14 protein-coding genes are annotated in these 12,711 nt (G+C 60.2%); 12 read left to right on the top strand and 2 right to left on the bottom strand.

Annotation, left to right across the window (positions count from 1 at the left end):
* Positions 1–73 precede the first annotated feature (73 nt).
* Positions 74–634, top strand: a complete 561-nt coding sequence (locus ACI5GA_RS01545) for a type 1 glutamine amidotransferase domain-containing protein (protein WP_404631874.1) — start codon at positions 74–76, stop codon at positions 632–634.
* 35 nt (positions 635–669) lie between these two features.
* On the opposite strand, the gene ACI5GA_RS01550 is transcribed toward ACI5GA_RS01545, so the two are convergent.
* On the bottom strand, positions 670–2,010 hold the full coding sequence (locus ACI5GA_RS01550) for a cation:proton antiporter (protein WP_421421325.1): 1,341 nt from the start codon (positions 2,008–2,010) through the stop codon (positions 670–672).
* 292 nt (positions 2,011–2,302) lie between these two features.
* Here ACI5GA_RS01550 and ACI5GA_RS01555 point away from each other — a divergent pair, with 292 nt between their 5' ends.
* The 6 genes from ACI5GA_RS01555 to ACI5GA_RS01580 are packed head-to-tail and all read left to right on the top strand — an operon-like array spanning position 2,303 to position 7,738.
* Positions 2,303–3,160 carry an STAS domain-containing protein gene (locus tag ACI5GA_RS01555; protein ID WP_421421327.1) on the top strand — a complete coding sequence of 286 codons (858 nt, stop codon included), beginning with the start codon at positions 2,303–2,305 and terminating at the stop codon, positions 3,158–3,160.
* A 3-nt stretch (positions 3,161–3,163) separates the two neighbouring features.
* On the top strand, positions 3,164–3,526 hold the full coding sequence (locus tag ACI5GA_RS01560) for an STAS domain-containing protein (RefSeq protein WP_404631880.1): 363 nt from the start codon (positions 3,164–3,166) through the stop codon (positions 3,524–3,526).
* A complete protein-coding gene (locus tag ACI5GA_RS01565) occupies positions 3,523–3,927 on the top strand; it encodes an anti-sigma regulatory factor (RefSeq protein ID WP_421421329.1) in 405 nt (134 codons plus the stop codon). The genes ACI5GA_RS01560 and ACI5GA_RS01565 overlap by 4 nt, the downstream gene beginning before the upstream one ends.
* Positions 3,918–4,937 (top strand): ATP-binding protein, encoded by a 1,020-nt coding sequence (locus ACI5GA_RS01570; RefSeq protein ID WP_421421331.1) that lies wholly within the window; start codon positions 3,918–3,920, stop codon positions 4,935–4,937. The genes ACI5GA_RS01565 and ACI5GA_RS01570 overlap by 10 nt, the downstream gene beginning before the upstream one ends.
* Positions 4,924–5,796, top strand: coding sequence for a sensor histidine kinase (locus ACI5GA_RS01575; RefSeq protein WP_421421333.1), 873 nt, complete (start codon positions 4,924–4,926; stop codon positions 5,794–5,796). The genes ACI5GA_RS01570 and ACI5GA_RS01575 overlap by 14 nt, the downstream gene beginning before the upstream one ends.
* Positions 5,789–7,738 carry a response regulator gene (locus tag ACI5GA_RS01580; RefSeq protein WP_421421335.1) on the top strand — a complete coding sequence of 650 codons (1,950 nt, stop codon included), beginning with the start codon at positions 5,789–5,791 and terminating at the stop codon, positions 7,736–7,738. The genes ACI5GA_RS01575 and ACI5GA_RS01580 overlap by 8 nt, the downstream gene beginning before the upstream one ends.
* A gap of 21 nt (positions 7,739–7,759) precedes the next feature.
* Here the strand turns inward: ACI5GA_RS01580 and ACI5GA_RS01585 are convergent, their stop codons facing one another.
* Positions 7,760–8,617: an SDR family oxidoreductase gene (locus ACI5GA_RS01585; RefSeq protein ID WP_404631890.1), complete on the bottom strand. Its 858-nt coding sequence runs from the start codon at positions 8,615–8,617 to the stop codon at positions 7,760–7,762.
* 244 nt (positions 8,618–8,861) lie between these two features.
* Here ACI5GA_RS01585 and ACI5GA_RS01590 point away from each other — a divergent pair, with 244 nt between their 5' ends.
* The 5 genes from ACI5GA_RS01590 (at position 8,862) to ACI5GA_RS01610 (ending at position 12,618) form a co-directional block, all read left to right on the top strand.
* A complete protein-coding gene (locus tag ACI5GA_RS01590) occupies positions 8,862–9,398 on the top strand; it encodes a hypothetical protein (protein ID WP_421421337.1) in 537 nt (178 codons plus the stop codon).
* A 118-nt stretch (positions 9,399–9,516) separates the two neighbouring features.
* Positions 9,517–10,188, top strand: coding sequence for a glycosyltransferase (locus tag ACI5GA_RS01595; RefSeq protein ID WP_421421339.1), 672 nt, complete (start codon positions 9,517–9,519; stop codon positions 10,186–10,188).
* On the top strand, positions 10,185–11,222 hold the full coding sequence (locus ACI5GA_RS01600; protein ID WP_404631896.1) for an acyl-CoA dehydrogenase: 1,038 nt from the start codon (positions 10,185–10,187) through the stop codon (positions 11,220–11,222). The genes ACI5GA_RS01595 and ACI5GA_RS01600 overlap by 4 nt, the downstream gene beginning before the upstream one ends.
* Positions 11,210–11,977 (top strand): PIG-L deacetylase family protein, encoded by a 768-nt coding sequence (locus ACI5GA_RS01605; RefSeq protein ID WP_421421341.1) that lies wholly within the window; start codon positions 11,210–11,212, stop codon positions 11,975–11,977. Before ACI5GA_RS01600 ends, ACI5GA_RS01605 begins: the two co-directional genes overlap by 13 nt.
* Entirely contained in the window at positions 11,974–12,618 is a 645-nt protein-coding gene (locus ACI5GA_RS01610) for an SAM-dependent methyltransferase (protein ID WP_421421343.1), read from the top strand. Before ACI5GA_RS01605 ends, ACI5GA_RS01610 begins: the two co-directional genes overlap by 4 nt.
* The last annotated feature ends 93 nt before the right edge of the window (positions 12,619–12,711 follow it).

Consider the following 12,711-nt stretch of genomic DNA (forward strand, 5'->3'; position numbering starts at 1 on the left):
CACACAGGACATGGCTGCACGGTTCTCGCGCAGCTGATTCGTGCCACCTCTGGCACTTCGATGGAGGCTCACCATGACCCAGGATTTGCACAGCAAGAAGGTTTTGATCATCACGGCCAATACCGGTATCGAACGCGATGAATTGCTCAAACCCATGGAGGCGTTGAAGGCGCATGGCGCCCAAGTGGTCCATGCAACGTTGAAAGGGGGTGAGGCGCAAACATGGCTACATGACAGCGAGCACGACGTGTCCGTGCATTCGGACGCCACGCTCAAAGGTTTGAAGGCCAAAGACTTTGACCTGCTGGTGATTCCCGGCGGCACGGTCAATGCCGATACGCTGAGGCAGGACGCCGATGCGCAGCGTCTGGTGCGTGAATTCAGTTCGAGCGGCAAGCCTGTGGCCGCCATTTGTCATGGTCCGTGGCTACTCATCGATGCTGGCGTGCTGGACAGCAAAACGCTGACCTCCTACGTGAGTATCCGCCCGGATCTGGTCAATGCCGGTGCAGATTGGGTAGACGCTCAAGTCAAGGTCTGCCCCGCTGAAGGCTGGACGCTGATTACTTCACGTCAACCCGACGACTTGCCCGCGTTCAATGAAGCCCTCAGCAACGCCTTGCAAGCGGCATAAGACTCGGTCTTGTTCAGACGATATCAAGCGTGCAGTCACCGCCGTTGCTTCCACGATTCATAGCGGGTGAGCATGGGCTGCACGCTGATGCCATGAACGACGATGCTCAGCGCCACCACGGACAGCACCAGGTTCGTGGCTTGCCGAGCGATGTCAGCCTCCAGGCCATGGTTGAGCGCGTAAAAAAGGTAGTAGAGACTGCCTATTCCCCGGATGCCGAACCAGCCCAGCAGACTGCGTTGGCGAACGTTCAGCAGGCCGGGCAATGGCATGAGCAGCACACTGAGGGGGCGCAGCAGCAGAAACAGCACCGCTGCGACGATCAGTGAACGGCTGTCCCAATGGTCCAGTAGGACGACGCCGATCAGCGTCACCAGAAAAACTTCCATCGCCCGCTCGATGAGGCTGCCGAAGGCGAGCATGTCTCCCAGCATGATGCCTGCTGCGATCTGCTTGCTGTCGAGGGCGTCAATGTCCCCTTTGACCGCATGCTCGGGCGCCACATGCTGATGCCCCACGACCGGCTGCACCAGGTGCTCCGCGGCCGGGTCCTGCGGGTCGGATGAGGTTCTGACTTCCGCCTGACGCAGCCCCGCACCGGCGGCGAAAACGGCCAGGAAGCCGTAGCCGTGAATGGCCTCGGCCACCACGTAGGCGATGGCGATCAAGGCCAGCGCCAGATAGTCATTGGGGGAAACCGTACTGTCGTCATTTTGCAGCCGCAGATACAGCGTCAACTTGCCGAGGCCGCGCCCTAGCCAATAGCCACACAGCAAACCGGCTGTCACTGCCCACAGCACATCCTCAAGCAACCAGCCGCTTAGCCAGCCCTGTCGAGGGTGATTCAGGAGCAGCAGCCCGAGCAGAACGAACGGAAACGCCACCCCGTCATTCAGCCCGGCCTCGCCGGACAGGCTGAAACGCACGGAGTCCGAGTCTTGCGCATCGACCACTTGGACCAAAGTCGCCAGCACCGGGTCTGTCGGTGCCAGAATCGCCGCTACCAGCACCGCGCCGCCCCAGGCCATGCCCAACCCGAAATGCAGCAATGCACTGACACCCGCGATGCAGGCGACCATGACCGGACCGGCCAGATAACTGGCAGCCCACCATCTGCGATTTTGCAAAGGCAGACGCAACTTCAGCCCCGTGAAAAACAACGAAAACAGCACGGCGACCTCGGTGAGATGCTCCATCCAGACGCTGGCCTGCGTCATGTCCAGTTGCACCAGCCCCAAACCACGCGCGCCCAACGCTACACCCAGGCCCAGACACACCACCGAAGAGGTGACGGGCATCCAGCGCAGATAGGATGATGAGAGCGCCAGCAACAACAGTACGGCGCCGAGCATGGCCAACCAGACGATGAAGGTCATCGGTCATGAAATCCTGATCGAGTATTGAATACGTGTACGACTGATGAATGGCCCGCATCGTTGCAGGAATCGACAGGAGAATGACTTCGCACCCAGGGTGGCATGAGCTGCTATCTTGACATCACCCATGCCGACAGGTATTTCGGTGCATCGCTCGCCAGCTCCGGGAGCATCAGACCGCTGTCAACTTTACGCCAAGCGCGGGTAGCCTCAGATTTTTTTGAACCTCTGAATCGCGCCACGCTCTTCCTATGATCAAAAAAAGGCGCTTAGCCTTACCAGGAGTTACTTCATGGCAGCATTGCATCAAAACACCTTGAGCGCCCTCACCCGATCCGAGGCGCAACTGTCGGAGAGCTGGTGGCAGGCACTGGAAGCCAGTGGCTCTACACGCATTCTCAAGGCGGAAGATGTACGCCAGCAAATTTCCGAGTTTCTACAGTTGCTCATGTCCGTCCTGGCGCGTGGGGCCTCTCAGAACATCACGACGGCGGCAGAATGGGCAGACACTCGGCTTTTCCTCGAAAAGCTGTCGCACCAACGGGCGCTGGCCGGTCAGGACTCCCAGCAAACCGCGCACTTCATTTTTGCGTTGAAAGGGCCATTGTTCGCGACCCTACAGACCGAATACGCCGAGCAACCGGCGTTGCTGGCCGAGCAGCTCTGGGAAATCTCCCAACTGCTGGATTTGCTGGCGATGCACACCATCCGGACCTTCCAGAAATCCCGCGAGGCAGTGATCAAACGCCAGCAGGAAGAATTACTGGAGCTGTCCACACCGGTCGTCAAACTCTGGGACGGCGTCCTCGCCCTGCCCATGATCGGTACGCTGGATTCTCAGCGAACCCAGATGGTCATGGAGTCGCTGCTCCAGCGCATCGTCGACACAGGCTCGCAAATCGCGATCATTGACATCACCGGCGTACCGACGGTGGACACCCTAGTGGCCCAGCATCTGCTCAAGACCGTTACGGCCATTCGACTGATGGGGGCCGATTGCATCATCAGCGGCGTGCGCCCACAAATCGCACAGACCATCGTTCACTTGGGTCTGGATCTGCAAGGCGTCGTGACCAAAGCCAACCTTGCCGACGCGCTTGGGCTTGCCTTGCGCCGTCTGGGTCTGACCGTCACTCAGTCGGTGGTGTAAGGCATGGAACGGATCCCGATTCTGCAAATGGGTGATTTCCTGTTGGTCACCATTCAGGTGGATATGCATGACCAACTGGCAATGACCCTTCAGGACGACCTGTCCGAGCGCATCAGCAAGACCTCTGCCCGTGGCGTGCTGATCGATATCTCCGCCCTCGACATGGTCGACTCGTTCATTGGCCGGATGATCGGCATGATTTCAGGCCTGTCCCGGATCATGGACGCTGAAACCGTGCTCGTCGGCATGCAACCCGCTGTGGCAATCACGCTGGTCGAATTGGGCATGACCCTGCCAGGCGTCAGCACCGCGCTGAACGTCGAACGTGGCATGGCCCTGCTGCGTGAACGAGCCTACGCCCGATGAGCGCGCCGAACAGCGGCAGCCGTGACATTCGCATCGAGCAAGATGTCGTGCTAGCCCGTCAGTTCGTGCGCAAACTGGCGCAAGACTACGGCATGCGCTTGATCGACCAGACCAAGCTGGTGACCGCCGTCTCGGAACTGGCGCGCAATACGATGGTGTATGGCGGAGGCGGCATCATGGATTGGGAGGTCGTGGATGAGGCCGGGCGCACCGGCCTGCGGCTGACGTTTCGAGATGAAGGTCCCGGTATTCCCGATATAAAACTCGCCATGACCGATGGGTGGACATCAGGGGGCGGATTGGGTCTGGGCCTCACAGGGGCGAAGCGTCTGGTCGACGATTTTGAATTGGACACTGCACCGGGCAAGGGCACGCGAGTGATGATTGGAAAATGGATCTGAACCTGGCCGGTAGCTTGACGCAGGTATTACCAATTGAAGACGACAGCCACATCGGGCACGCACGGCGAACGGCGCGTAAACTGGCGGAAGACCTCGGTTTCGATGAGGTAGACGCTGGCCGCGTCAGCCTTGTTGCCACTGAACTGGCGACCAACATCCTCAAACATGCCGTTCATGGGGAGATTCATCTGCGCAGCCTGCTCGGCAGTTCACCGGGTGTTGAAGTCATTGCGGTGGACCGTGGTCCGGGATTCGACCCAACCCATGGCCTCGCTGACGGTTTTTCAACGCGAGGCACCCAAGGTATCGGGCTGGGGGCGGCGCTACGTCAGGCCCAGGTATTTGATGTGCACAGCGATTCGCGCGGCTCGGTGTTGCTGGCGCGATTTTACCCGCGCCAGGCCCCCGTGCAGGATCGCCGCTACGGCGTCAGCCATCACTCGCTGCATAACGATCCCGCGTGCGGTGATCTGTGGGCCATTTGCGCCCGAGACCAGACAGTGAGCGTGCTGGTCATCGATGGGCTGGGCCATGGCCCCGTCGCCGAAGAGGCCGCCTTGGCCGGTGCTGACGCGTTCTCCCGCCATGCCATGGAAGAGCCCGGCAGCGTGCTGGATGCAATCCATCAGCAAATGCGCGGTACTCGTGGCGGCGCGGTGGCGATCGCGCAATACGATGGGGCGCAACGTCGGTTGCAATTCAACGGTATCGGTAACATCGGTGCGCTGCTGATCGGCGGAGAGAAACCCAGAGGGCTTGCGTCGCATCCAGGTATTGTCGGTCTGCAATTCCGTCGAGTCCCGACCGTGGCCTATCCTGACTGTGGCGGCCAGTTGCTGATCCTCTACAGCGATGGACTGCAGTCGCGATGGAACTTGCGTGACTATGCAGGGTTAGCGTTTCGACACCCGGCGATCATCGCCGCCGTACTGCACCGCGACTACTGCCGCGGCAAGGATGACGTGACTGTGCTGGTTATTACCCTGGAGACTTCCGATGACAGACGCTGACACTCACGATGCGGGCGGGGCGTCCGATGAAGTGGCGCAGCTAAGGGCGGAAGTGGCAGCACTGCGTGCCGAACTGGATGAAACCAATCAAGGCGTATTGGCGTTGTACGCCGAGCTGGACATTCAGGCCGAGCAATTGCGCCAGGCGTCCGACTTGAAGAGTCGATTTCTCTCCTACATGAGCCATGAGTTTCGGACACCACTGGGGTCGATTCTGAGCATTGCCAGCCTGCTGTCGGATGAACTGGACGGCCCACTGAGTCCGGAGCAGCACAAGCAGGTTTCCTATATCCGCAGCTCGGCGGGAGAACTGAGCGACATGGTCAATGACCTGCTGGACCTGGCCAAAATCGAAGCCGGACGCATCACGATCTCTCCTGCGTGGTTTGACATGCTTGATCTGTTCTCCGCGCTGCGTGGCATGTTTCGCCCAATCGTCGACACCTCCGCCGTCGACCTGATTTTTGAAGAGCCTGTCGGTTTGCCGCGTCTCTACACCGATGACAAAAAGCTGGCCCAGATACTGCGCAACTTTATTTCCAATTCACTCAAATTCACGCAACGCGGCGAGGTGCGTATTTCAGCGAAGCTGGAGAGTGAACACGAAATACGGTTTGCCGTGAGTGATACCGGTATCGGCATACCCGAAGAACTGCACGGAAAACTGTTCGAAGATTTCAGCCAGGTGGACTCCCCGCTGCAGAAGCGTTTGCGAGGAACAGGGCTTGGGCTGTCCTTGTGCAAACGCTTCGCAGAATTGCTGGGTGGGCGTGTGGGCCTGACCAGCCAGCCGGGCCGTGGCTCGACGTTTTTTGTCGTCATTCCGCTGGCATTGGCGCAGGAGCAAGATGATGAATAGACATACCCGCCTGCTCATCGTCGACGACAACGAGGCGACCCGCTATGCCCTGCGTCGGCGCATGGAGAAACATGGCTTCAGCGTCGATGACGTCGGCACGGGCTCCGAAGGACTGGCGCTGATCACGGCCCGCTTGCCGGATGCCCTGATCCTGGACGTCAACCTGCCGGACATGAGCGGCTTCGACATCGTTCGTCAGTTGCGCAGCTCTCCTCGCACGGCCCTGCTGCCCGTCGTCCACGTGTCGGCGGCATCGATCCACACCGGGGACATCGTGACGGGGCTGGAAGCTGGCGCCGATGCGTATCTGATCCACCCCGTGGATCCAGACGTTCTGATGGCAACGATTGGCACCTTGCTAAGGGTCCGGGACACTGAACGGGCGTTGCGCGAGAGCGAGGAGCGCTTTCGCGAAATATTCGCCAACGTGGCCGCGCCGATTGCCGTGATGGACGGCGAGTTGAATGTTCATGAATGCAACCACGCCTTTACCCTGCTGGCAGGAAGATCCGGCCAGACGGTGCAGCCGCGTTTCGCAGAGGGTCAGGAACACCTGCTGAACGGACTGCGCGAAGCCCTTGGTAACAGCGAACGCTGGGAGGGCACATTGAGCATGTGGGTCAGAGATGAGCTGCGCGAGACGGAATGGCGTGTATCGCCCTACCGAGCCAATGGTTTGAGCCTGGTGTTCATCGAGGATGTGACCGAACAGCATCGTCGTGAGCAAACCCATCAGCAGGAACTCAAGTCGGTGAGCCATCAGTTGGCGCTTGAAGTGGCCGAGCGCACCAAGACCGAAGAAAAGCTGCTACAGGCTCAGAAGATGGACGCCATTGGCAAGCTCACGGGCGGGATCGCGCACGATTTCAACAATCTTCTGACCGGCATCATCACAGGCCTTGAGCTGATCAAAAAACGCGCGGTAGATGCGCAGACCCAAAAGCTGCTCAACTACGCCGACGCGGCGCTGGCGTCAGCCAAAAGCGCTGCCAGCTTGACCCATCGCCTGCTGGCGTTCGCACGTCAGCAACCTTTGGACGCCCGCCCCTGCGATATCAATTTGCACATTCGTTCTCTGGAAGACCTGCTCAATCGCACGATCGGTAAGCGCATCTATCTGACGCTGGAACTGACGTCGCAAAATGCGATAGCCCTTGTCGATGCGGGCCAACTGGAAAGTGCCATTCTCAACCTGGTGATCAATGCGCGTGACGCCCTGCCCAACGGCGGGAACATTCGCATCAGCACCTTCCAGACCCACTCCAAAGGTGATGCACAGCTCACGGATGGCCCCTACATCGCCTTGAGCGTGCGGGACGACGGCGTCGGCATCGATCCTCAGGTCATCGATAAAGTCTTCGACCCGTTCTACACCACCAAACCTGTAGGTCAGGGTACGGGGCTCGGCCTCTCTACCATTTACGGCTTCGCGCACCAATCAGGCGGGGAGGTCAAGCTGCGCAGTGTTCTGGCGCAAGGGACGGAAGTGATCCTCATGCTGCCCGCCGCCGAAACCCGGTCGATTCCCCCGCCATTGCCCGTTGAACCCACCGATGCCGGGAAGGGTGAGCATGTTCTGATCGTCGAGGACACCGACTCGGTGCGCATGTTCGTAACAGAAATACTGACCGACGCCGGGTACCGATGCAGCCAGGCGGCAGATGTCAAAACGGCGTTGGACCTGCTACAGCACGATCCGACCATTGATCTGTTACTCAGTGATGTGGGCCTTCCACTCATGACCGGGCGAGAACTGGCTGACGAGATGCGCCGTTGGCGCCCAGAGGTACCGGTGCTTTTCATGACCGGCTATACGGAAAACGCCCACAATCGCCAAGCGTTCATTGGCGACAGGATGGACATGATCACGAAGCCATTCCAGATCCCGGAGTTGCTTGGCAAGCTGAAAAGGATGCTGGGACCACCCTCCGCGCAAGGGTGATCCCCTCATCGTGTGAATGAGTCAGAGAATGGGCTTTCCTCCCGTCACGCCATACCGCGAACCGGAAATGTAACTGCTTTCGTCGGAAGCCAGCAGAACGTAAATGGGTGCGACTTCGACCGGTTGGCCGGGCCGTCCCAACGGCGTGTTCCCGCCGAAGTTTTGCACTTCTTCGCTAGGCATCGTCGACACGATCAAAGGCGTCCAGATCGGCCCCGGCGCGACACTGTTGACCCGAATGCCACGCGGCCCAAGCATTTGCGCCAAACCCGCGGTGAAATTGGCAATCGCCCCTTTCGTGGTGGCGTAGGGCAACAGCGTGGGTTTGGGCGAGTCCGAGTTCACCGAGCTGGTATTAATGATCGAGCTGCCTGGCTTCATGTGCGGCAGCGCGGATTTGCACAAGCGAAACATCGCCGTGACGTTGATATCGAACGTCCGGAGCCACTCTTCGTCGGCGATTTCCTCGAGGCTTTCATGGCTCATCTGAAACGCCGCGTTGTTCACCAGCACATCGATGCGACCAAAGGCCTCCACGGTCTGCTGGACGACCGCCGAGCAATGCGCCTTGTCGGCCAGATCACCTGGCAACAAGACGCACTGGCGCCCCGCTTCTTCGACCCAACGCGCGGTCTCCCTGGCATCTTCGTGCTCATCCAGGTACGAGATCGCCACATCGGCGCCCTCCCGGGCGAACGCAATGGCAACCGCACGCCCAATACCGCTGTCGGCTCCTGTAATCAGCGCGATTTTGTTGGCCAGCCGATTGGAGCCCTTGTACCGCGTCTCGCCACAATCGGGATAAGGCTCCATCCGGCCCTGATCACCCGGCACAGGTTGCTGTTGGGCCTTGAACGGCGGCTTTGGATAATCGGTCATCACACTCTCCTTCGCTGTCCACACGCACTGTGCATGGGTAAGGGGTGGACTTTGCGGCTCACGCAGGAGTTCGCACTTTTTACACAAGCCTCCACACAACGTGACAAACCGTGGCCGCCCGGTAAAAAACGCTGAACGATTCTGACGGGCGCATGCTCCCACGCTGAAGACAACGTGCTTTCCGGTGCCAGACAACATTCACCCTGTGCGTCGCTCAACCCATATCCTTAACGTCGAGAACCGCATGAGCCACATCATCACTCGCCCGTCAGAGTCCCATGCCACTCCCGCCGACGACGCGATCATGTTCGGCTCGCTGAAAGATCGTCTGGATTTTTACCGCAAGGAAATTCAGTACGAGACCACCATGCTCTCCAATCGCACCAACGCCTACCTTGGGGCGCAGTCGTTTCTGGTCATTGCGTATTCATCTTCCATGGGCAACACCCATCCGCAGTGGGGAAACTTCTTTTCACTGGTGGTTTCAATTCTGCTGGCCGTGCTGGGCCTTATCACCTCACTACACGCCTGGTCAGGCATCAAGGCGGCGTCGGAGATCATCGGTCACTGGTACTTGAAGCAGACCCATCTGCTGCAGAGCCAGCCTGGCATGAGCGATGTGTACGACGACTCGCCGTTGTTCGCCAAGCGCGAATCCAACCAGCGGGGATACCGGGACGCGCTGAAATTTTCCATACGCTCACCGTGGATCTTCTCGACCCTCTGGATCGTGCTGGGTGGATTTTCCGGGTTCATTCACTTCGTCGGCGTGAAGTTATGAGCACTCTGTCGGAACGACGAAACCGTCTTGCACTACCCCAGTCAGGCTTTCTACCGACCACTGCATGTTTCGCCCTGCGTGGCCGGTCTCGTTCTCAATATCATCCCGAGGGTCAGCCATGATCGGTGTCGTCATTCCTGCTCACAATGAAGAGCTTTGCCTGGAGGCCTGCCTGCTCAGCGTACTGGCCGCCACCGCCCATCCACTGTTGGCCGCCGAACGCGTCGAGATCGTGGTGGTGCTGGATACCTGCTGCGATGAGTCCCGCGCCATCGCCGAACGCCATGCGGTCACCGTCATCGAAGTACAGGCACGCAGCGTCGGCGTCGCTCGCGCGGCGGGCGCTCAGTATCTGATCGACGCAGACGCCCGATGGCTGGCGTGCACAGATGCAGACTCGATCGTGCCGCTGGACTGGCTCGCCGCGCAGTTGGCCCATGGCGCCGACGCCGTCTGTGGCGTGGTCGAAGTGGACGACTGGAGCGAACATGGTGCGATGGTCCGCCAGCGTTATGAAGCCGCTTACATGGATCAGGATGGCCATCGCCACATTCATGGGGCTAACCTGGGCATGACCCGTGCCGCCTATGTACAGGCGGGAGGGTTTCCGGCGATGCGCTGCCATGAGGACGTTCACCTGGTGCAAGCACTTCAGGCTTCGGGGGCCAACATTGCCTGGAGCCGATCAGTACGAGTGCGCACCAGTGCACGTATGGCGTTCAAGGCACAGGGCGGATTCGGGAGTTACCTGTTGAGCCTGGCCGCCAGTCTTGAAGGCGGTGCGGCATGAAGGCGATGAATTCAGCGGCCCGGCTGGCCGAACTGCTTCGCGCACTGACTGAGACTGACACTCAGCATCGTTCCACCTCCCGGATCATGGATACCCTGCTCGCGCTTCAAGCCGAAGGTCTTGATCGTCTGCCTTTACCGGGCTCAGGTGCCACCCTGCAACGTTGGCAACGGCTGGCCCACGTGGCGGCGGCGGATCTGTCACTGGCCAAGTTTTATGAGTCCCACACCGACGCGCTGGCCATTCTCGCCGAATGTCAGGCGGGTGTGCCCATGGACGAAGGCCTCTGGGCGGTATGGGCTGCCGAGCCGCCAGACGCTCGCGTTCGTATTGTCCAGCGCCGGGGCCGAGAGGTGCGCTTGACCGGGCGCAAGGCCTGGTGTTCGGGCGCCTTGCAGGTGGATCACGGGCTGCTGACTGTCTGGGATGAATCGCAGCAACCGCAGATGGCAGTGATCCATCTGGATAGTCGCGAAAGTCTGACCTTCATCGATCAGTGGCAGGCAGTCGGCATGGCTGCAACGCAGACCATCGACCTGGAGCTGACCGATTGTCCCGCGGTGCTTGTGGGCGAACCTGGTCAGTATGTGCATCGCCCCGGCTTCTGGCACGGCAGCATCGGCATTGCCGCATGCTGGTACGGCGCCGCCGTCGGGCTGGCTCGCCATCTGCACCTGCGCTGCCAATCCCCGAAGGCTGATCCTCACGCGCTGGCGCATCTGGGCGCCGTCGACGCAGCGCTGGCCGGAGCACGGGCAACGTTGCACAGCAGCGCCGCGTGGATCGACGCCCATCCCTGCGCAGACGCCGCTCGGCTGGCGCAACAAACCCGCGCTCAAGTGGAGCACGCGGTGCAGCAGGTTCAGGAACACGTCGGACGCGCATTGGGTGCGGCGCCCTTTTGCCAGAACAGCCACTTTGCCCGGCTGGCGGCGGATTTGCCGGTATTCGTCCGCCAAAGCCATGCAGAGCGCGACTTGGCTCAGTTGGGCCAGGCGGTCGCCAGCGAAGGTGAGCACACATGGATGATCTGAGCGCCGATCAGAATTTGATTCAGGGCAACGGCACGCGTCTTGAGGCCTGGAAAGCATCCCGTTCCCTGGCCAATACCCCGTGCATCGACCCACAGCAAGTACGGAGTTCCTTCGAACGCCTGGTGGTGGTCGCGCCGCATCCGGACGATGAAATCCTCGGCAGCACCGCCCTGCTTTCCACCCTGTTGGGCGAAGAACAGCGTCTGTTGATGATCGCCGTCACCGATGGCGAGGCCAGCCACCCCGACTCACAGGAGTGGTCCCCGGACGCATTACGGCAACAGCGGCCATTGGAAAGCCGCCACGCGCTGGAGCGACTGGGGCTGCGCAGCGAGCACATCGTCTGGCATCGGCTGGGCCTGCCGGACAGCGAAGCCGCCTCTGGCATTGATCAACTCGAAGCGCATTTACGCATGACCTTGCGGCCCCACGACACGGTGCTGACCACTTGGCGTCACGACGGGCATTGCGATCATGAAGCCGTCGGTCAAGCGTGCGCGAGGGTGACCGAAGAGAAAGGCCTGCCTTTGATCGAGGTGCCCATCTGGGCCTGGCATTGGGCCGATCCTGAGGATGCGCGGCTACCATGGTCGCGGGCGCGCAAGGTGCCCCTGAGCAACGAATGCCTGCAACGAAAGCGCGCCGCCATCGCCGCGCACGCCACCCAGTTAGCACCTCAAGGTGAGCAACCTGCTGTGCTGACGCCGGCCACCCTGCAACGCCTGTTACAACCTTTCGAGTTGATATTCATATGACCGTGAACGAAGCCTATTTCGAGCAGATGTTTGCCGACAGCGATGACCCTTGGTCGTTTCGCACCCGCTGGTACGAACAGCGCAAACGCGCGCTGATCATGGCCTGCCTTCCCCGACAACATTACGAACGGATCTTTGAGCCGGCCTGCGCCAATGGTGAGCTGAGTGCGCCGTTGGCCGAGCGGGCGTCGTCATTGCTGAGCCAGGACGTCAACGCCAAGGCCGTGATGCTGACGCGTGACCGACTGAGCGGCGTGGCCCACGCCAACGTCAATCAGGCCACTTTGCCGAAGGATTGGCCACCTGGCAGGTTCGACCTGATCGTGCTGGGTGAAATCGGCTACTACCTGACACCAACGCAATGGCAGACCGTGATCGAGCGATGCCGCAATAGCCTGACTGCCGAGGGCGGCGTTCTGGCCTGTCATTGGCTTGCGCCCATCGAAGGCTGCCCACAAACCGGTCGCGAAGTGCATGAGCGCTTGCGTGAGCACTTGGGAATGAGCCGCCTGATCACACACGAAGAACCTGACTTTATCCTCGAATACTGGACGGTTCGGCCATTCCGGTTCGACTTGAGCGAGCGCACCGCTTCATGTGAAGACAGCGCTTGCAGGTCGCTCAGTTCTGAAACCCGATAAGCACGTCGAGAAATACATAAAACAGCATTGCCCACGCCATGGAGACGCCCACGTAGCAAGCCAGAATCATTCGGTCACTCATCAGCCTACGCT

The organism is Pseudomonas sp. Pseu.R1 (assembly GCF_045764065.1).
Classification (GTDB): Bacteria; Pseudomonadota; Gammaproteobacteria; order Pseudomonadales; family Pseudomonadaceae; genus Aquipseudomonas.